The following is an 18,064-nucleotide window of genomic DNA, read 5'->3' as shown; positions in this document are numbered from 1 at the left end:
CTCACACTTCGCCGAGCGGCCGGATGACGACGGGGTACGTGTTCGCTCCCTCGGGAACGGGGCACTGGGTGACCCGCGCGGCGATCTCCGTGACCCGCTCCAGGCTCTCGCACTCCAGGAGCCAGTAACCGGCGATCACTTCCTTGGTCTCACCGTACGGCCCGTCGGTGATCACGGGCTTGCCGTCCGCGTCGGCGCTGACGAGGCGGGTCCTGGCAGGCTCGGCCAGCCCCTGGGCATCGATGAACTCGCCTGTCTCGGCGAGGTCGTCGTTGATCGCCCCCATGTGCTGGAACATCGCCTCCATGTCCTTGTCGCTCCAGGCCGGGAGACCGGCGGCGGGCTTGCCGGCCTGGGCCTCGTAGTCCGCCTGCGTGCCCTGCACCATCACCAGGTACTTCATGAGTCCGCTCCTTCGGCTCGGGCCGCCCGTGGTGGGCGGCTCTCACAGGGGACGTCGGAGCCGGCCCGCGCTTCTCTACACGCTCGCGGAAATTTTTCACGCTCGCGGGAAGATCGTCAGGCGTCCCGCTGCTTGGCCCTGTCGACCGCCGGTCCGCTCTCCGTCGTGAGGACAGGCTCCGACTCGGCCTCTTCCGCCTCGTACGCCTGGCACTCGGAGTTCTTGCACGGGCTGGGACGCCACAGGGGCACGAACACGCCCAGGGTCTTGTGCCGGCGCACGACCTGCTCGACAGGATATTGCGGTATAGCCCGGGCCGACAGGTGAGCGACTACCCGCGTCAGCTAGGCGCAGTTCTTCGATGCGGCGTACGACGCCCCACGGTGACCCGGGCGCCCTGAATGGGGCGATCGCCCAGGGAGCGGGTGATGAGGTTCAGGGCGACGTCGGTGCGGGTCTCGTTGATCTTCTCGGCGGCGCGCAGGAGGGTGGCGGCCTGGTCGGCGCCGCTGCCGATGCGCGGGTCGATGCCGAGGACGGGACACCCAAGTGTGGCCTGCGGTTCTTCGCCCGCACTAGGTCGCGGTGCACTGCCGAGTTCAGAAAACACGCACTCACAGGTCGAACTCGAGGTGCTCCACGTCGGTGAACTCCACCAGCAGGCCCTGGGCGCGGCGGCCGCGGTCCTTGAAGTAGATCTCCTGGAGGCCCTCCGCCGCGATGTCCCGCAGTTGCTGTTCCGTACCGCCGGATTCCTGCGTGTCGAACAGGCGGGCGGCGTACTCGGGGGGCAGGGCCACGGTGAGGTGGCGCAGGCGGGCGTCGTCGGTGCTGCCGGGGGCGGCGGTGTAGCCGAAGCGGGCCCGGGTGTCGAGGACGATGCCGGCCGTGGTCGCGGCGGCCCGTCTGGCCTGGGCCCTGACCCTGGGCTGCCACCGCGCGACGACCTCGCGTTCCAGGCGCTGCGCCAGCTCGGGGCGGGGGTGTCTGATCTGGTCCCGGACGTACCGCTCGACCGTACGCCGGGTGACGCCGAGCAGCTCCGCCACGGGCCCGGTGCCCTTCAACTGCCGCACCAGGAACCGCATCCGCGCTCCCGCGCTGCGCGGGACGGGGCGTGTGAACGCCTTCCGCAGCGCGGCGTCCAGACCGTCGCCGACCCTGTCCACCGGTCCTCCCCCTCTACTCTCCGTCGTCCCCGGCGGCGACCTCGCCCGTCTTGATGTAGCGCGCGAGGTTGAGGTCCTCGCCGTACTTCTCGCGCACTTCCTCCGCCCACAGCGTGGTCTGCGTGCCCTCGTGCTTGACCATGCCGGGCGACACCCCGATCCGGAAGGAGCCGGGAACCGTCCTGCCGTCGGCGCCGTAGGGCAGCACGTCCAGCGGGGACGGGCCGTCGGCGGCGTAGACGGCGCAGTCGGAGAGTACCGCCACGGGGTAACGGCCGGTGGCGGCGGCCAGGTTGAGCATCTTGCGGTGCATGTTGACGCGGGCCCGGGAGATGACGGTGGCGCGGATGTCGGGGCGCCACGTCGGCCGGGACAGGGCCGGCCAGGGCTGCCCCGGCTTCCAGCCGCCGCCGCGCGCCCTCTCCCGGAGTTTGCCGATACCGCCCTTCACGGTCGACTTGACCGCGTCCAGGACCATGGCCATCTCCGGATCGCGCTGCCGGTGGCCGTCCATGGCCTCCAGGAACTCCGCGGGCGGCAGTTTCTCGCCCACGCCCAGGTCGCTCATCGTCTCGACGTAGGCGTCGCGCAGCCGCTTGTACCAGCCGTCGAGGAACCTGCCCTTCTCCTCGCGGACCCAGGCCTCGACGGGTTGGACGTCGTAGCCCAGTTCCACCGCGTAGGCGACCGTCGGCGTCGCGTACCAGGCCGGTCCCGAGGGCTGTTCGCCCGTCGGGGTGAACGGGTTGGGCAGCAGCTCGCCGCGCACCTGCTGCCACCGCTTGCCCACCTGTACCCGCGAGAGGTCGACGTGGGAGAGGTCGACGAGCCAGGAGCCCGGCAGCGTCGGGTCGAAGGCGGGGCGGGTGACGTGCACGGGCGGGGTGGCCAGGCCGACCACCGCGCCGTTGGCGGCGGCCCCGAACGCGAGGTTGACGTCGATGCCGACGAGGTGGCGCCGCATGCACTCGTCGTCGGTCAGCTGCCGCGCCCAGTCGTAGGCCTCCTCCAGCAGCATCTCCCGCGGACCGCGCTGGTGGAAGCGGGGCAGGTGCGCGAGCAGCGGATGGCCGTCGGGGGCTTCGCAGGGGGCGCAGTCGATCGGCCGCTCCCCCAGCGAGCCGGGGCGGTGCTCCTTGTGCCGCCGGCCGGACTCGTCCGGCTCGCCGGCGCGTGTCGGCGGGTTCATCGCCGTCATCAGCTCCAGGCCCGTGACGGCCGCCGAGCCCCGCGGGGTCATCACCCGCACCGCGTAGGCGCCCAGCACGCGGGCCAGTTCCGCCGGTTCGAGCTGTGCGGCCCCGCCCCAGGTGCGGGGGTCGAGCGCGTTCCAGGAGGGGACGCACACCTGCACGCACTGCCGCAGGCGGCCCTCCGCGGGGCGGTAGACCCGGGCCCAGGGGCCGAAGCCGCGCTGGGTCAGCTGCCAGTCGGCCTTGTGGAGCTGCTTGACGGCCTTGTGGCCGTCCGGGAGCCGCCCGGCGAGCCGCTCCTGCTCCGACAGGCGCACCGGCAGGCCGTAGCGCCGCAACGCGGACTCGGTAAGCACCAGCAGCGGGTCGGCGTCCTTGCCGCTGCCGTGCAGCCGCGGGGCACCCAGGCGCGCTTCGGTCAGTGTCCATTCCACCAGGGCGGGCAGCGACTTGGCGGGGACGTCCAGCATCAGGCCGCCGACGCCGTAGCCGGTCACCCGGCGTTCGGAGTCCGCGTCCAGGACCAGCAGCGGCCCGTTCGCGAACCGGTCGGTGCCGGGCTGCGGGGGGCTCGGCCGCGCCGTCCGCTCGGCGTCTCGGCGCCGCGTCGCCGGTGGCGGGACGGACGGGCGTGCCCCGGGGACCACCGCCTGCTCCCGTGCCGGTGGGGCGTCCTGCGCGTCGGAGGGCGTGCCGGCCGTGTCCGGTGCAGGAGCGGCCGTGTCCGGTGCGGGAGCGGCCGCCTCGGGTGCGGGAGCAGCCGCGTCCGGTACGGGAGCAGCCGCGTCCGGTCCGGGAGCGGCCGTGTCGGGGCCGGCGGGGTAGAGCCGGCCCAGCTGTTCCAGCAGGCGGGCGTACGCGTCACGCTCCGGCGGGCGCGGTTCGGTCTTGCCGGCTTCCCAGCCGCTGAGTGTCGCGCGCCGCACCCGCAGGGCCGTGGCCACCTCGTCGAGCGTCAGCCCGTGCGCCTGCCGCAGGCGCTTGCGCTCCGCCGGCGGCGGCAGGGGGGAACGGGAAGCGACCAGCGCGTCGACCGCGTCGAACAGCTCGGACATGCAGTACCTCCTGCCCGGCACCGTATCGCGAAGCGCACGTATCGCGTACGAAACACGCCCCTACACCGCACCTACACCGCACCGATCACGCCGGATTCCCCTCGGGGGCCGATCTCTGGAAGCAGGAGAGGACGACCACGAACGGCCAGACCGACTGGATCGTCGTCACGGCGCGCTCGGCGGCCCCCGGGGCGCCCCGCTGGTGCAGCTCGATCAGGAACCACGCCGCGCCGAGGGCCATCACCGCGGTCGCGCCGAGGGAGGGCAGGGGCCGCAGGGCCCAGGGCACGGTGCCGCTGGTCCGGGCGGCCAGGACGGGCCAGGCGGCCAGGAGGACGAAGCCGACGGCGGCCACCGAGCCGTGGCTGAGGGAGCCGCCGCTGCTCGGGGCCGGGACCAGGGCCACTGCCAGTGCCGAGCCGCCGCCGGCCGCGAGGGCCACCCGTCCGGCGGTCGCGGCCGGGCGCAGCCCCCAGGCGGTGAGCAGGTGGCAGACGCCCAGGGCGATGAACGCGGCTGTCATCACCCAGTAGCCCGAGCCTCCGGGCGCCGCCAGGACGCTGATCGTCTGGGCGGCCGGGTCGTAGGCCGGGCCCTGTAAGGACGCGGCCACCAGCCAGCCCATGATCAGGACGACAGGCGCACACCCCGACGACACCAGGGCCCAGGTGGGAACAGATCGCACCAGGACACCGTAAAGCGGGTCATTCGCTCCTGGTCGTGCGGGCGGGCCGGTCGCCGGGTTCCCGGCGCGGGTTGGCCCCGCGTGGCGTAGTCGCCCAGCCCCCGTCCGGCTGCCGGGCGCACGATGGAACCGTGCGGGCGCGCGGCGAAAGGTGACCGGTCATGGAGCTCACTCTGGTGGTGCTCATCATCATCGTGGGGCTGACGTTCGACTTCACCAACGGCTTCCACGACGCCGCGAACGCGATCGCCACCTCGATCTCCACCCGGGCGCTGACGCCGCGGGTGGCTCTGGCGATGGCCGCGGTGATGAACTTCTGCGGCGCCTTCCTCGGGACCGGTGTCGCCCAGACCGTGGGCAGCGGCATCATCGGCGCGCCCGAGGAGGTGTCGGGCCTGCTGCTGGTCCTGTGCGCGCTCATCGGCGCCATCGGGTGGAACGTCTTCACCTGGTGGCGGGGGCTGCCGACCTCGTCCTCGCACGCCCTGATCGGCGGGCTGGTCGGCGCCGCGCTCGCCGCCTCCGCCACGGTGCACTGGTCCGGCATCGTGGACAAGGTCCTGCTGCCGATGCTGTTGTCCCCGCTGGTCGGCGTGGCTCTCGGATACACGCTGCACACGCTCATCCTGTGGACCTTCCGCCGCGCCTCGCCCCGGGCCACCACGCGCCGGTTCCGCATGGCGCAGACGGTCTCCGCCGCCGGCATGGGGCTGGGCCACGGGCTGCAGGACGCGCAGAAGACCATGGGCGTCATCGTGCTCGCCCTGGTCACGGCGGGGTGGCAGGACGACTTCTCCGTCCCGGTGTGGGTGATCGTCGCGGTGGCGGCCGCGATGGCCGCCGGGACCTACAGCGGAGGCCGCCGCATCATCACCACCCTCGGACGGCGCATCGTGCACCTCGACCCGCCGCGCGGGTTCGCCGCGGAGACCGCCGCCGCGGCCGTCCTGTACACCACGGCGTTCCTCGTGAAGGCGCCCATCTCCACCACGCAGACGATCACCGCGGCCATCCTGGGTGCCGGTGCCACGAAGCGCGCCTCGGCCGTACGCTGGCAGGTGGCCCGTTCCATCGTGACCGCCTGGATCCTCACGTTCCCCGGCGCGGGGATCCCCGCCGCCGCGATGTACCTGCTCCTGCACGCCGTCACCGGCCTGTGAACCCAGCCGGAGGCCGTCGATGATCGCCTTCCCTCCGCGCCCGTCGCCCGAGCGGTCCCGTGCCGTCGCTCCGGACGGGCTTCCGATGCCCGGGCGCTTCGCCCATCTGCACCCCGACGACGGTGCCTGTCTGATGGAGGCCGCCGCCCTGCTGGCCACCGGCCGGTTCACCGACAGCCCGGCCGGTACGCACCCGGCGCTCGCGGCGCTGGCGCGGGCGGTCAACGACAGCGTGTCGGACGCCGCCCGGCTCGCCCTGTGGCCGCTGGCCGCCGACCTGGCCGATGCCCGCCCCGAGGGCCGGGCGTACGCGCCGCTGCTCGTCGGCGCGGTCGTCGACGCGGCCCGTCCGACGCGGCCCGCCTCCCGGCGTCTGGCGCGGGAGAGCCGCGCGTGCCGCCGTCGGGCCGAGCGGCTCGCCCAGGCCCCGGCGGGCGGGCTGCCGGGACGCGTCGCCGATGTGCTGTGGTGGCGCGGGCCCGGGCGGCGCTGCCTCGAGCACGCGCTCCGGGTGCTGTGCGCCGCGCCCGACGCCGATCAGCGGCTCACCCGGCTGCTGCGGCAGGCCGTGGCGGACGCCCGGGGCGGGGGCACGCGGGTGGCGGCCCGGGAGGTCCGGTGTGACCGGACCGCGTGAGTCGTCGCCGACCCCTTCCGCTGAGTATCATCCTATGGACGTAAATTGGATGATTTGCCTTCGAGGATCGTCACCGACCGTGGCCATCCTCGCCGGAGTGATCCATGTTCCGCACCGGCACCACGGACGACGGCGACGAACTGCTGACCAGGCTCGGAGCCCTGACGGCGCAGGCGCGCGCGCAGGCCGAGATGCAGCGGTCCCGCCTCGAGCTGGCCATCGCGCTGCAGCGCGGCATGCTCCCGAGGGACCTGCCCGTCGCCCGGCGGCTGCATCTGGCCGTGCGGTACACGCCCGCGTGCCAGGGCCTCAACGTGGGCGGCGACTGGTACGACGCCTTCACGCTCGGCGACGGCCGGATCGGGCTGTCCATCGGTGACGTCCAGGGCCACAACATCGAGGCGGCCGCCTTCATGGGGCAGGTGCGGGCGGGGCTGCGGGCCCTGGCCTCCGTCACCAGCGAGCCGGGCGAGGTCCTGGCCCGGACCAACGACCTGCTGCTGTCGCTGGGCTCCGACCTGTTCGCCACCTGCACCTACATGCGGCTCGACCCGTGCGCCGGCGTGCTGGAGAGCGCGCGGGCCGGGCATCTGCCCTGCGTCTGGGCCACCGCCGACGGGAAGTCCGGCGTCACCGAGGACGAGGGCGGCCCGCCCCTGGGGATCCAGGCCGGGACGCCGTACCCGGTGACCCGTTACGAGCTCACCACGGGCGGCGTGTTCGTCCTGCTCACGGACGGTGTCGTGGAGGGGCCGTCGATGCGGCTCGAGGAGGGCCTGGACCAGGTGACCCGGCTCGCGGGCATCGCGGCGGTGGCGGGCATGGACGTGGACGCGCTCGCGGCCGCCGTCATCAAGGGCGCCGAGCGGGTCGGGCACGAGGACGACGCCGCCGTCCTGGTGGTCGGACTCGACGGCCCCGAAGCTCAGCCATAGGGCCGCAGGGCCGCGCTCCCGCCTCGCCGACGCGGCGGCCCCGGTGTCTCATGGCTGCTGTGGTGGGTAGCCAGGATCTGCGCACGCCGGTCGTCCTCGCTCTGCAGACGCTGGCCGTCGCGGCCTGCTATTACGTGTCGGGGCAGTTGGGCCTGTTGCGGGAACTGGTCGTCGAGGGCGCGGTCGTCACGCCCGTCTGGCCCCCCACCGGCGTCTCGGTCGCCTTCCTGCTGATCTTCGGGCTGCGCTGCTGGCCGGGGATCGCCCTGGGCGCCTTCCTCGTCATCCTGTCCCTCACCTCCCTGCGGCCCTCGGCGTTCGGCGTCCTGGCCGGCAACACGGCCGCGCCGATCGTCGGGTACCTGCTGCTGCGCCGGGCCGGTTTCCGCACCGACCTGGCGCGACTGCGGGACGGTCTGGCCCTGGTGTTCCTCGGCGCGTTCACCGCCATGCTGATCAGCGCGACCGTGGGCGCCGGCCTCCTGATCGGCACGGGCCGGCTCGACTGGCCGAGCTTCTGGGCGGTGTGGCTGGCCTGGTGGGTGGGGGACGCGATGGGCGTCCTGATCGTCACGCCGGTCATGCTCCTGCTGTACCGGGTGCGCCTGCCGCTGCGGCTGTCGCGCTGGAAGGAGGCGTCGGGCCTGGCGCTGATCGCGTGCTGTGTCGTTCCGCTGGCCGCGCACAGCTCGGTCAGCCTGCTGTTCCTCGTCTATCCCCTGCTGATCTGGGCGGCGCTGCGTTTCCAACTGGCGGGCAGCATGCTGTGCGCCCTGTTCGCCTCGGTCATGGCGACGGTGGCGGCGACCGACCGGTCCGGGCCGTTCGAACGGCTGACCAGGGTGGAGGTGATGATCAAGCTGCAGGCCTTCAACGGGGCGATGGCCCTGACCGCCCTGATCCTGTCGGCCGTGATCACCGAGCAGATCAACACGCGGCGCTCCGTGGAACGGGCGTGCCAGGAACTGGTGGAGGTGCTGGAGCACCTGACCGCGGGCGAGGCGGCGGACGGCCGGACCCCGCCGGCGGACGAGAGGGTCGGGCGCAGGCGGGACGAGTGACGGGCCGGGGCATCTCGCGCCGGCCGGGCCGACGGGCGCACGGCCCGGCGCGGTCGCCGCGCCGTAGGGTGGCGCCATGACCGAGGTGGAGGTGCTGGAACTGCTGGTGTCGCCCGCGCACCGGCTGGCCGGACGGCCGTCGGACGGCCCCTCCCCCGGCCCGTCCGACGAGCGTGTCCCCCGGGTGGAGGTACGCCGGGACCTGGGACTCGTCGGCGACCGCTACTACGCCCGGCCCGCCCACCGGAACGCGGCGGTCACCATGATGGCCTCGGAGGGCCTGCCCCCGGGCGCCGACCTCCGGCACACCCGCCGGAACGTCCTGCTCAGGGGTGTCGACATCGACGCGTACGTCGGCGCGACGATCGCCCTCGACTGCGGCACCGGGCCCGTGGTGTTCGCGGTGAACCGCCCCGCCCGGCCCTGCGCCTGGATGGACGTGACCATCGGCCCGGGCGCCCACCGGGCCCTGCGCGGCCGGGGCGGTGTGCGGTGCACGCCCCTGAGCGACGGGGTGCTCACGGTCGGCCCGGCGACGTTCCGTGTCGTGGCCGGGGCCGGGTCCGTGTCCTGAGGCGCCTCCGTCAGCCGGAGGACGGTGTCGTGCGGATGGCGGCGATGTCGAGCTGCAGGCGCACCTTCTCGCTCACCATCGCGCCTCCCTCGGCCAGCCTGCTGTTGTAGGTCAGGCCCCAGTCGGAGCGGTTGATGGTGGTGGTGCCGTCGAAACCGACCCGGTCGTAGCCGAAGGGGTCGGTGACGTGTCCGATGTAGGTCATGTCCAGTACGACGGGGCGGGATATTCCTTTGATGGTGAGCTCCCCCGACATGCGGTAGAGGTCGGTGCCCGTGTGTTCCACCGCCGTGCTGGTGAAGCGCATCCGCGGATAGGTGGCCGCGTCGAGGAAGTCGCGGCCGACCAGATGGGCGTCACGCTGTTCCACTCCGGTGTCGACGCTGGAGGTGAACAGGGTGATGTCGGCCCGCGACCGGGTGGGATCGTACGCGTCGAAGTAGAGCCGGCTTTCGTACTCCAGGAAACAACCGCGCACGGTGGTCACCATGGCGTGCCGGACGGAGAAGCCGATCCTGCTGTGCGCGGGGTCGACGACCCATTCACCGGTGAGATTCGCCAGGCTGGGGTCCGTCAGCACGGCGGTGGAGGAAGCCGGTGCGCCGCCGGGGCGCTGTGGGGGGACGGTCGGCGCCTGCCGGCGGGACGGCACGACGCGGCTGAACAGGTTCATGATTCATCTAGTACTTGAGTTTGGTTATTGCCGCAAGTCCCCTTCCGGTTTGCGGCCGTTGAAGTCGAGCGCCTGACCTTTTTGCCGCCGCTTTGCACAGAATCCACACATGGCTGTCGCTTCCCGCCACCGAAATAACCATCCGAAGCCCCATGGATTTTCATTTCGGGCATTTCGGGGAATGCGGCTTCTTCTCTTCGATCGCGAGGTCGTTGTCGACGGTGTAGTAGGGGCGCAGGGAGGATCCGTTCCGGGTGACCGCCGGGTAGACGTACACGTGCTTGCGGTCCGCGACGTCGTCGAGCAGGCGGCCGATCCTGACCGGCGCGGCGTCGGCGGTGGGCCGGACGAAGGCGTCCCAGATCCGGTCCGCACCCTCGCCGTCGGCCGCCAGGTCCTCGGGTCCGGCGGTGAAGGAGAAGCCCTTGGCGTCGTCGTCGATCCGCGGGCGGAGGCACCGTACGGTGTCGGTGCCGCGCAGGCGCAGGCGCACGGTGGCGTCCTCGCGGAGTCCGGCGCCGTGCAGGCGGGCGGTGACCGTCATCGCCCGGTCCGTGACGTCGATGGCGCGGGCCTCGGCGTGGGCGGTGCGCAGCCAGGCCCGCAGGGCGAGGAAGCCGTCCTTCGTGGCGTACGGGATCCGGACGGCGACCGGCGCGGACCGGTCGCGCAGGTGCCCGTCGACGAGGGCGCGCAGGTCCCGCAGGCCCGGGCGCAGCCGCCGGCGTTCGGCTTCCGGTTCCGGCAGGAGGTAGACGTCCCAGCGGCCTTCGGCGAGGGCCGGGTCCGGCTCCAGTACGGCGTGCAGGTGGGTCCCGGTGGGGTCCGGCGCCAGGTCGAGGAGGTGGCGGTGCGTCTCGGGGCGGCCCTTCTTGGGGCGCAGCCGCAGGAGCAGCCGGGGGCGGGCGGTGGGGACCGGCGGGAGGCGGAAGGTGATCCGGCCGTCCGGGTCGATCGCGCAGTCGGTGCGCGGCTGGGTGTCGTGCGGCGTGCCCATCGTGGTGCCTTCCGGCGTGCTCGTCGTCGTCATGGTCGTCCGTTCCGGCGCGCTCATCGCCGTGCCTCGCGGATCCGGCGCAGTACGCCGCTCGCCAGGGCGTGGGCCGCGTCGCGGGCGGCGTGGCCTCGGCCGGTCAGCGGGCCGCCGGTCCGGTTCTCCCGCGCAGGGGCGGGCCGTCGGCCTGTGGTCCTGGCCGTCGCGGCCTCGTCGAGGATGCGTTCGGCGTGGGCGACGACGGGGCCGGGGGCGTAGCGGCGCGCGTTCTCCAGGGCCGCGCGGCCCATGCGGCGGCGGCGTTCGTCGTCGCCGACGAGCTCCAGCAGGGCCGAGGCGAGGGCGTCGCGGTCGCCGACCGGCACCAGCCGGCCGTCGGTTCCGTCCTGGATGATCTCGCCGGGGCCGTACGGGCAGTCGGTGCTCACGACGGGCAGTCCGCAGCGCATCGCCTCGACGATCGTCATGCCGAACGGCTCGAAGTCGGACGCGGCCGCGCCGATCGAGGCCTTGGCCCACTCCGCCTCCATGGGGGTGGCGGCCCCCATGAGGAAGACGTTGTTCCACAGGCCGAGCCGTTCGACGAGCTGCCGCAGCCTGGGCTCCTCGTCGCCCTTGCCGTAGATGCGCAGCTGCCAGTCCGGGAACGCGGCGGCGACCTGGGCGAACGCCTCGATGAGCAGGTCGTAGCGCTTCACGGGGACCAGCCGGCCGGCGGCGACGACGATCCTGGCGTCGCCGTCCGCGGGGGGCAGGGCGGGGTCGGGGACGCTGTTCGGGAGGGCCTCCACGTGGACGCCGGGCAGCCACATCTTGCGCCGGTAGGCGGCGGCGTCCGCCTCCGTCACGGTGGTGACGACGTCGAGGTCGCGGTAAGCGCGGCGCAGTGCGGTGCGCAGCCGCGGCGGGTGGTTGTCGAGCGTGAGGTGCTCCTGGCCGACGCGCAGGACGTGACGCGGGGCCTGGCGGGCGATGTGCACGTTGAGCCCGGGGCGGGTGCCGATGACGACGTCGGCGTCGAGCGCCTCCAGGCACGCGCCGATGCGCTGGTCGGTCAGCTCGCTGTACTGGCGGTGGCGGTACTCGGCGGGCGGGAAGATCTTCGCCGGTCTGCCGTGCAGCGGGTGGTCGGCCTCCTTGCGCAGGTCCACCAGGGCCCGTAGTCGCACCCGGGGGTCCGGGGTCAGGGTCGGGTGTTCCCGGTGGCGCAACGCGGAGACGATCTCCACGTCGTGCCGTTCGGCGAGGGCTCCCGCCAGGTTGAACGTGGTGGTGATGGTGCCTCCGATTCCGTAGGCGTTGTGGATCAGGAAAGAGATCTTCATGGTGGCCTAGACGGCGCCAACCACCGGACAGTTGTTCGCCGTTACCACTCTGTGGCCGTGCCACGAAGGGCGGGCCGTCCGGCCGGTCCGGGCGTGATCTCGGACATAAGTGGTCTGGGACATACCGGTTTGCCGCCCGGATGTGCATAGCTTGATGTGTTTGCCCGCAGCAGCGTCGCGTCATCGGGTGCACCCTCGTATTCGATCTCCAGGAGACCCATGCGCCCCCGAATAGCCTCCGTCCCGCGCATCACGTCCCTCCCGCCCCTCGCCCTGGCCGGTGGCGCGCTCGCCGTCGGGGTCGGCGGTCTGTATCTGGCCGGGCTGCTGCTCACGGGCGGGGAGATCGACTCCGGTACGACCGTGCGCGGCGTGGAGATCGGGGGGCTGAGCCGCGCGGAGGCGGTGCGGAAGCTGGAGCGGCGGCTGGACGCGGCCGCCTCCCGGGAGCTCACGGTGAAGGTCGGCGACCGGACGGGCACGGTCGATCCGCGGCGCGCCGGGCTCTCCTACGACGTCCGGGAGACCGTCGACCGGGCGGCGCGCACCGGCAACGACCCGCTCAGCGTGTTCGAGGGGTTCTTCCGCTCGGGCGGCGCCGTCGAGCCGGTCGTACGCGTCGACGAGGGCAAGGCCCGGGCCGCTCTCGGGCGGCTGGCGAAGGACCTCGACCAGAAGGTCCGGGACGGCGCCGTCGGCTTCGAGGACGGGCGGGTGACGCAGGTCGCGCCGCGCACGGGTCACGCGCTCGACGCGGACGCCGCGGTGGCTCCCCTGCGCGCCTCCTTCCTGCGCGGTGACGCCGACGCGGTCACTCCCCTGCCCGCGCGCGAGACGCGGCCGAAGGTCACGGCCGACGAGGTCCGGCGGGCGGTGCGGACGTTCGCGGAGCCGGCCGTGTCGGCGCCCGTCACGCTCACCGCGGCCGGCAAGCGGTTCACGGTCGGCCCCAAGGTGCTGGGCGAGCACCTGGCCATGCGGCCGGACGGCAACGGCGCACTGAGACCGGAGCTCGACGCGAAGGGGCTGCGCGCCGCCCCCGCCGTCGCCGGCCCCCTGGACGGGGTGACCACCACGGCCGAGAACGCCAGGCTGCGGCCGGACGGCGACAGGGCCGTGGTCACCGAGGACGCCGTACCCGGCCGGGAGGTCACCGACAAGGCGCTGGGCAAGGCGGTGCTTCCGCTGCTCACCCGGTCGGGTGCCGACCGCCGCGGCGAGGTGGAGGTGCGCACGATCCAGCCCGAGGTGACCCGCGAGAACGCCGCGGAGCTGGGCCTGACGGAGAAGATGTCCTCCTTCACCGTCCACTTCGAACCCGCCGAGTACCGCACCAGGAACATCGGCCGGGCGGTGGAACTCATCAACGGCTCCCTCGTCAGGCCGGACGAGACGTGGAGCTTCAACCGGACCGTCGGGGAGCGCACCGAGGAGAACGGCTTCGTCGAGGGCATCATCATCCTCGACGACAAGTTCCAGAAGGCGTCCGGCGGCGGTGTCTCGGCCGTGGCGACGACGGTGTACAACGCGCTGTTCTTCGCGGGGGTCAAGCCCGTGGAGCACGGCGCGCACTCCTTCTACATCGAGCGGTACCCCGAGGGCCGCGAGGCGACGGTCGCCTGGGGCAGCCTGGACCTGAGGTTCACCAACGACTCCGGCAAGGCGATCTACATCCAGGCCGAGTCCACGGACACCTCCGTGACGGTCTCCTTCCTCGGCACCCGGAAGTACGACGAGATCAAGTCGGTCAAGGGCCCCCGCACCGAGGTGAAGAAGCCCGAGAAGAAGGTGAGCGACGACAAGGAGTGCGTGCCGCAGACGCCGCTCGAAGGGTTCGACGTCACCGTGGAGCGGGTCTTCTACAACGACGGCAGGGAAGTGAAGCGGGAGCCGTTCCGCACGCACTACACGCCGCGTGACGAGATCGTGTGCGAGTAGGCCACGCACTGTTCGCCTGTCCCTGCAACTCTCCTTTGCCAGCTGAGCGTTGACCCGGCATCGGGGCGCCAGCACAATGAGCGCGCACTGATTGAGAGCGCTCTCAAGGGGAGATCCATGACTGGCAGACAAGGCCCGGCGCTCAGCCGGCGTTCGCTCATCGGGGCCGGACTCGGCATCAGCGCCGCGGGGCTCACCGCCGCCGGCTCGGGGCAGGCCCTGGCGGCCGGACCGGCCGGGGCGCGTCCCGCTTCGGCCCCGGACCGGGGGCACGCCTTCCTCGCCGCCGCCATGGACGCCTACCCCGACCAGGGCGGCATCCGTCTGACCCAGAGCTACACCGACCAGGCCGGACTGTTCAGCACGGCGTTCACGTACGACAACGCCCTGGCCGTCCTCGCGCACCTCGCCGCCCGGACCGCGAACGGCCTGACCAGGGCCGAGGCGCTGGGCGACGCCCTGCTGTACGCCCAGCTCCACGACCCGGCGTACGACGACGGCAGGCTCCGGCAGGCCTACAACGTCGGCCCGTACACCTTCTACGACGGCTCGCCGCAGCCCGACGGCTTCGTACGGCCGGACGGCACCGTCAACGTCGGTACCCAGTTCGGGTTCACCGGCACGGCGGTGGGCGACATGGCCTGGGCGGGTATCTCGCTGAGCGCCCTGGCCCGCCGCACCGGAGCGCGCCGCTTCCTCACGGGGGCCGTGCGGATCGGCGAGTGGATCGAGCGGACCGGCCGGACCGACGAGCCGCTCGGCGGCTACAAGTTCGGGGTGGACGGGGCGAACCAGCGGCTGCCGTTCACCTCGACCGAGCACAACACGGACCTGGTCTGCCTGTTCGGCCGGCTCGCCCGGCTCACCGGCGACCGGGTGTGGCTGGAGCGGCGGGCGCGGGCCGAGGCGTTCGTGCGGCGCATGTGGGAGCCGTCCGGGGGCTTCTTCTACACCGGGACCAACGACGGTGTGACGGTCAACAAGTCGCCGATTCCTGAGGACGCCCAGACCTGGACCCATCTCGCGCTCGGCTCCCGCCGCTTCTCCCGTTCGCTGGACTGGGCCGCGGCCGAGCTGGCGGTCCTGGACCACTCCGGCCGCACGAACAGCACGGTCCCCGCCGGGCAGTCGTACGAGGGGGTCACCTTCAGTTCGGCGAGCCTCCTCGCCGACGAGGACGCCCCGATCGCGGCGGGGCAGCCCAAGCCCGACCGCAACGGCGTGTGGTTCGAGGGGACGGCCCACCTCGCGCTCGCCCTGCGGGACCGCGGGGCGCCGGGGGACGAGGCGCGCGCCCGGCGGCTGATCGCGTCGGCCGAGAAGGCGCAGGACCTGCTGGGCGCCGGTCAGACCGTGGGCGGCGGGGCGCTGCCCGAGCGCTGTGGCGTGGTGTCCGCGAGCAGCCCGCTGGACACCGGGTTCGGCTTCGGCTACTACCCCTACCGGCACACGGGCGCGACCGCCTGGTACCTGATGGCGGTGGCGCGGTACAACCCGCTCAAGGCGTGACGGGTCGGCCCGGTCCGCCGTGGTGTGCGGCGGACCGGGCGGGTTCTCAGGCGACGCGGTGGACGGCCTGGCTGGTCAGTTCGTAGCGGGCACCGACGATCGCCAGCCGGCCGGTGTCGACCTTGGCGGCGAGGTCGGGCTCAGCGGCCAGCCGGGAGCGGACGAGCCGGACGTTGGCGTCCACGGTCGCGTCGATCCGCGCGTCCCCCTCCTTGCCGTGGTCGATGGCCGGGCTGATCTGGTCGGCCAGGTACTGGATGTGCGCGGGCAGACGGCCGCCGGACTCCTCGGCCTCGACGGCGGCGCGGACCGCGCCGCACGACTGGTGCCCGAGGACGACGACCAGGGGTATGCCGAGCTCCAGGACGCCGTAGGCGACGCTGCCGAGCACGGCCTCGTCGAGGACCTCGCCGGCGGTGCGGACCGTCATCAGGTCGCCCAGTCCCTGGTCGAAGACCAGCTCCGGGGGCACGCGCGAGTCGATGCAGCCGAGCACGACCGCGAAGGGGTGCTGGGCCGTCGTCAACGCCCGCCGGATCTCGGGGGTTTCGTGCGGGTGGCGTTCGCGGTAGGCGCGCCAGCGGCGGTTGCCCGCGGCCAGCTCCGCGAGGGCCTCGCCCGGGGTGCCGGGCCGGGGAGCAGCGGTGCCCGGGGTGTGGGGGGCGGCGGTGGCCGGCCGGGCGGTGCCGACGCCCGCGCCGAGGGCTGCGGCCCCGGTCAGCGCGGTGCGCAGCAGGGTGCGGCGGACGGGGCCGCCGGTGGTCGGCCGTGGACCGGCGAAGGGGTGCGGTGCACGGCCGGCGCCTCTGTGGGAGGGGGAATCTGAGTTCACGAGCAGAACGTATGCCCGGTTTCCGGCCCGGCCGCCGTTCTTGCCGTTTCATGGTGAGAGTTGGGTAAGTGATGTTCTTACCTTGAACGGAACTTGACGATCCCTCAGGAGACGCGGGACGCCCCGGGCCGGCCGGCCCGGGGCGTCCTGTCAGGCGGGAGTGATCAGACCAGGTCGAACCGGTCCAGGTTCATGACCTTGACCCACGCGTCGACGAAGTCCTTGACGAACTTCTCCTTCGCGTCGTCGCTCGCGTAGACCTCGGCGAGGGCCCGCAGCTCGGAGTTCGAGCCGAAGACCAGGTCGGCGCGGGAGCCGGCCCACTTGACCTCGCCGGTGGCGGCGTCGCGGCCCTCGAACGTGGTCTGGTCCTCGGACGTCGACTTCCACGTGATGCCCAGGTCGAGCAGGTTCACGAAGAAGTCGTTGGTCAGCGAGCCGGGCGTCGTGGTGAGCACGCCGAGCTGGGACTGCTGGTAGTTGGCGCCCAGCACGCGCAGGCCGCCGACCAGGACGGTCATCTCGGGGGCGCTCAGCGTGAGCAGGTTCGCCTTGTCGAGCAGCAGGTACTCGGCCGGCAGGCGGTTGCCCTTGCCCAGGTAGTTGCGGAACCCGTCGGAAGTCGGCTCGAGCGCCTCGAAGGACTCGGCGTCGGTGTGCTCCTCCGTCGCGTCCACACGGCCCGCGGCGAAGGGGACCTCCACCTGGAAGCCGGCTTCCTTGGCGGCCTTCTCGACGGCGGCGGAGCCACCGAGGACGATCAGGTCGGCCAGGGAGACCTTCTTGGCGCCGGCGCCGGAGTTGAAGTCCTGCTGGATGCCCTCCAGGACGCGCAGGACCTGGGCCAGCTCGTCGGGCTCGTTGACCTCCCAGCCGCGCTGCGGCTCCAGGCGGATGCGGGCGCCGTTGGCACCGCCGCGCTTGTCGCTGCCGCGGAAGGTGGAGGCCGAGGCCCACGCGGTGGACACCAGCTGCGAGACGCTCAGACCCGACTCCAGGAGCTTGGTCTTGAGGGTCTTGATGTCCTCGGCGTCGATGAGCTCGCCCTCGGGCTCCGGCAGCGGGTCCTGCCAGATCAGCGTCTCCTCCGGGACCTCCGGGCCGAGGTACAGGGACTTCGGGCCCATGTCACGGTGGGTCAGCTTGAACCAGGCGCGGGCGAAGGCGTCCGCGAACTCCTGCGGGTTCTCGTAGAACCGGCGGGAGATCGGCTCGTAGATCGGGTCGAAGCGCAGCGCCAGGTCGGTGGTGAGCATCTTCGGGCGGTGCTTCTTCGAGGAGTCGTGCGCGTCCGGCACGATCTCCGGGGCGTCCTTCGCCACCCACTGGTGGGCGCCGGCCGGGCTCTGCTCCAGCTCGTACTCGAACTCGAAGAGGTTCTTGAAGAACCCGTTGCTCCACTGGGTCGGCGTGGCGGTCCAGGTGACCTCCAGGCCGGAGGTGATGGCGTCGCCGCCCTTGCCCGTGCCGTAGGTGCTCTTCCAGCCCAGGCCCTGCTCCTCCATGGAGGCGGCCTCGGGGTCGGCGCCGACGTGGTCGGCGGGGCCGGCGCCGTGGGTCTTGCCGAAGGTGTGGCCGCCGGCGATCAGGGCGACGGTCTCCTCGTCGTTCATCGCCATGCGGCGGAACGTTTCACGGATGTCGCGGGCCGCGGCGATCGGGTCCGGGTTGCCGTTCGGGCCCTCGGGGTTGACGTAGATGAGGCCCATCTGGACCGCACCGAGCGGGTTCTCCAGCTCGCGGTCGCCGGTGTAGCGCTTGTCGTCGAGCCAGGTGGTCTCGGGACCCCAGTAGACGTCCTCCTCGGACTCCCAGACGTCCGCGCCGGGAGAAAACGGGGAGATCGGATCATGGCGCACAACCAGGGGCTCGACTGGCTGCTGGACGACCTGACCGAGCGAGTCCACGAGGTACGGCACGC

The 18,064-nt window shown here is 72.7% G+C and carries 18 protein-coding genes; 7 read left to right on the top strand and 11 right to left on the bottom strand.

The features are described 5' to 3' along the window. Position 1: 1 nt before the first annotated feature. The 6 genes from ABZ948_RS21320 to ABZ948_RS21295 all read right to left on the bottom strand — a co-directional run bounded on the left by ABZ948_RS21320 (position 2) and on the right by ABZ948_RS21295 (position 4,505). The gene (locus tag ABZ948_RS21320) at positions 2-403 is read right to left on the bottom strand and encodes a YciI family protein (RefSeq protein WP_031111561.1); all 402 of its coding nucleotides are present in this window, start codon (positions 401-403) and stop codon (positions 2-4) included. Between the two features lie 116 nt (positions 404-519). Beyond that, positions 520-684 carry a hypothetical protein gene (locus ABZ948_RS21315; RefSeq protein WP_359761756.1) on the bottom strand — a complete coding sequence of 55 codons (165 nt, stop codon included), beginning with the start codon at positions 682-684 and terminating at the stop codon, positions 520-522. A gap of 59 nt (positions 685-743) precedes the next feature. Next, positions 744-1,013, bottom strand: coding sequence for a hypothetical protein (locus tag ABZ948_RS21310; protein WP_359761754.1), 270 nt, complete (start codon positions 1,011-1,013; stop codon positions 744-746). A 4-nt stretch (positions 1,014-1,017) separates the two neighbouring features. Beyond that, positions 1,018-1,572 carry a telomere-protecting terminal protein Tpg gene (tpg, locus tag ABZ948_RS21305; protein WP_359761753.1) on the bottom strand — a complete coding sequence of 185 codons (555 nt, stop codon included), beginning with the start codon at positions 1,570-1,572 and terminating at the stop codon, positions 1,018-1,020. Positions 1,573-1,585: 13 nt separating this feature from the next. Continuing rightward, positions 1,586-3,820: a telomere-associated protein Tap gene (gene tap, locus ABZ948_RS21300; protein WP_359761751.1), complete on the bottom strand. Its 2,235-nt coding sequence runs from the start codon at positions 3,818-3,820 to the stop codon at positions 1,586-1,588. Between the two features lie 85 nt (positions 3,821-3,905). Beyond that, positions 3,906-4,505, bottom strand: a complete 600-nt coding sequence (locus tag ABZ948_RS21295) for a DUF998 domain-containing protein (protein WP_359761749.1) — start codon at positions 4,503-4,505, stop codon at positions 3,906-3,908. A 161-nt stretch (positions 4,506-4,666) separates the two neighbouring features. Between ABZ948_RS21295 and ABZ948_RS21290 the strand changes: the two genes are divergently transcribed. The 5 genes from ABZ948_RS21290 (at position 4,667) to ABZ948_RS21270 (ending at position 8,872) form a co-directional block, all read left to right on the top strand. Beyond that, a complete protein-coding gene (locus ABZ948_RS21290; protein WP_359761747.1) occupies positions 4,667-5,665 on the top strand; it encodes an inorganic phosphate transporter in 999 nt (332 codons plus the stop codon). A 19-nt stretch (positions 5,666-5,684) separates the two neighbouring features. Next, entirely contained in the window at positions 5,685-6,302 is a 618-nt protein-coding gene (locus ABZ948_RS21285; protein ID WP_359761745.1) for a hypothetical protein, read from the top strand. Between the two features lie 104 nt (positions 6,303-6,406). Next, entirely contained in the window at positions 6,407-7,237 is an 831-nt protein-coding gene (locus ABZ948_RS21280; RefSeq protein WP_359761744.1) for a PP2C family protein-serine/threonine phosphatase, read from the top strand. Between the two features lie 50 nt (positions 7,238-7,287). Further along, on the top strand, positions 7,288-8,298 hold the full coding sequence (locus ABZ948_RS21275; protein ID WP_359761742.1) for an MASE1 domain-containing protein: 1,011 nt from the start codon (positions 7,288-7,290) through the stop codon (positions 8,296-8,298). Between the two features lie 76 nt (positions 8,299-8,374). Continuing rightward, complete coding sequence (locus ABZ948_RS21270; RefSeq protein ID WP_359761740.1) at positions 8,375-8,872, top strand: molybdenum cofactor biosysynthesis protein; 498 nt, start codon at positions 8,375-8,377, stop codon at positions 8,870-8,872. A 10-nt stretch (positions 8,873-8,882) separates the two neighbouring features. Here ABZ948_RS21270 and ABZ948_RS21265 read toward each other — a convergent pair whose 3' ends face one another. From ABZ948_RS21265 to ABZ948_RS21255, 3 genes are all read right to left on the bottom strand, one after another. Beyond that, entirely contained in the window at positions 8,883-9,545 is a 663-nt protein-coding gene (locus ABZ948_RS21265; protein ID WP_359761738.1) for a YceI family protein, read from the bottom strand. A gap of 160 nt (positions 9,546-9,705) precedes the next feature. After that, the gene (locus ABZ948_RS21260) at positions 9,706-10,542 is read right to left on the bottom strand and encodes a transferase (protein WP_435857557.1); all 837 of its coding nucleotides are present in this window, start codon (positions 10,540-10,542) and stop codon (positions 9,706-9,708) included. A gap of 53 nt (positions 10,543-10,595) precedes the next feature. Continuing rightward, positions 10,596-11,864, bottom strand: a complete 1,269-nt coding sequence (locus tag ABZ948_RS21255) for a glycosyltransferase family 4 protein (protein ID WP_359761734.1) — start codon at positions 11,862-11,864, stop codon at positions 10,596-10,598. 219 nt (positions 11,865-12,083) lie between these two features. Here ABZ948_RS21255 and ABZ948_RS21250 point away from each other — a divergent pair, with 219 nt between their 5' ends. Both ABZ948_RS21250 and ABZ948_RS21245 read left to right on the top strand, forming a co-directional pair. After that, positions 12,084-13,802: a VanW family protein gene (locus tag ABZ948_RS21250; protein ID WP_359761732.1), complete on the top strand. Its 1,719-nt coding sequence runs from the start codon at positions 12,084-12,086 to the stop codon at positions 13,800-13,802. A 117-nt stretch (positions 13,803-13,919) separates the two neighbouring features. After that, entirely contained in the window at positions 13,920-15,311 is a 1,392-nt protein-coding gene (locus ABZ948_RS21245; RefSeq protein WP_359761730.1) for a Tat pathway signal sequence domain protein, read from the top strand. Between the two features lie 46 nt (positions 15,312-15,357). Here ABZ948_RS21245 and ABZ948_RS21240 read toward each other — a convergent pair whose 3' ends face one another. Together ABZ948_RS21240 and katG are read right to left on the bottom strand one after the other, a co-directional pair. Then, the gene (locus tag ABZ948_RS21240) at positions 15,358-16,143 is read right to left on the bottom strand and encodes a carbonic anhydrase (RefSeq protein WP_435857548.1); all 786 of its coding nucleotides are present in this window, start codon (positions 16,141-16,143) and stop codon (positions 15,358-15,360) included. A 164-nt stretch (positions 16,144-16,307) separates the two neighbouring features. After that, a partial coding sequence (gene katG / locus ABZ948_RS21235; protein ID WP_359761728.1) for a catalase/peroxidase HPI occupies positions 16,308-18,064 on the bottom strand: 1,757 nt, incomplete at its 5' end.

This window comes from Streptomyces olindensis (assembly GCF_040645895.1).
GTDB classification, from domain to species: domain Bacteria; phylum Actinomycetota; class Actinomycetes; order Streptomycetales; family Streptomycetaceae; genus Streptomyces; species Streptomyces olindensis.
This window is presented reverse-complemented; position numbering and strand designations above follow the sequence as displayed.

Bases quoted from the DNA above. Each gene is read 5' to 3' on its own strand.
- ABZ948_RS21320 (WP_031111561.1), bottom strand. From the start codon at position 403: ATGAAGTACCTGGTGATGGTGCAGGGCACGCAGGCGGACTACGAGGCC.
- tap (WP_359761751.1), bottom strand. From the start codon at position 3,820: ATGTCCGAGCTGTTCGACGCGGTCGACGCGCTGGTCGCTTCCCGTTCC.
- ABZ948_RS21290 (WP_359761747.1), top strand. From the start codon at position 4,667: ATGGAGCTCACTCTGGTGGTGCTCATCATCATCGTGGGGCTGACGTTC.
- ABZ948_RS21285 (WP_359761745.1), top strand. From the start codon at position 5,685: ATGATCGCCTTCCCTCCGCGCCCGTCGCCCGAGCGGTCCCGTGCCGTC.
- ABZ948_RS21280 (WP_359761744.1), top strand. From the start codon at position 6,407: ATGTTCCGCACCGGCACCACGGACGACGGCGACGAACTGCTGACCAGG.
- ABZ948_RS21275 (WP_359761742.1), top strand. From the start codon at position 7,288: ATGGCTGCTGTGGTGGGTAGCCAGGATCTGCGCACGCCGGTCGTCCTC.
- ABZ948_RS21270 (WP_359761740.1), top strand. From the start codon at position 8,375: ATGACCGAGGTGGAGGTGCTGGAACTGCTGGTGTCGCCCGCGCACCGG.
- ABZ948_RS21265 (WP_359761738.1), bottom strand. From the start codon at position 9,545: ATGAACCTGTTCAGCCGCGTCGTGCCGTCCCGCCGGCAGGCGCCGACC.
- ABZ948_RS21260 (WP_435857557.1), bottom strand. From the start codon at position 10,542: ATGGGCACGCCGCACGACACCCAGCCGCGCACCGACTGCGCGATCGAC.
- ABZ948_RS21255 (WP_359761734.1), bottom strand. From the start codon at position 11,864: ATGAAGATCTCTTTCCTGATCCACAACGCCTACGGAATCGGAGGCACC.
- ABZ948_RS21250 (WP_359761732.1), top strand. From the start codon at position 12,084: ATGCGCCCCCGAATAGCCTCCGTCCCGCGCATCACGTCCCTCCCGCCC.
- ABZ948_RS21245 (WP_359761730.1), top strand. From the start codon at position 13,920: ATGACTGGCAGACAAGGCCCGGCGCTCAGCCGGCGTTCGCTCATCGGG.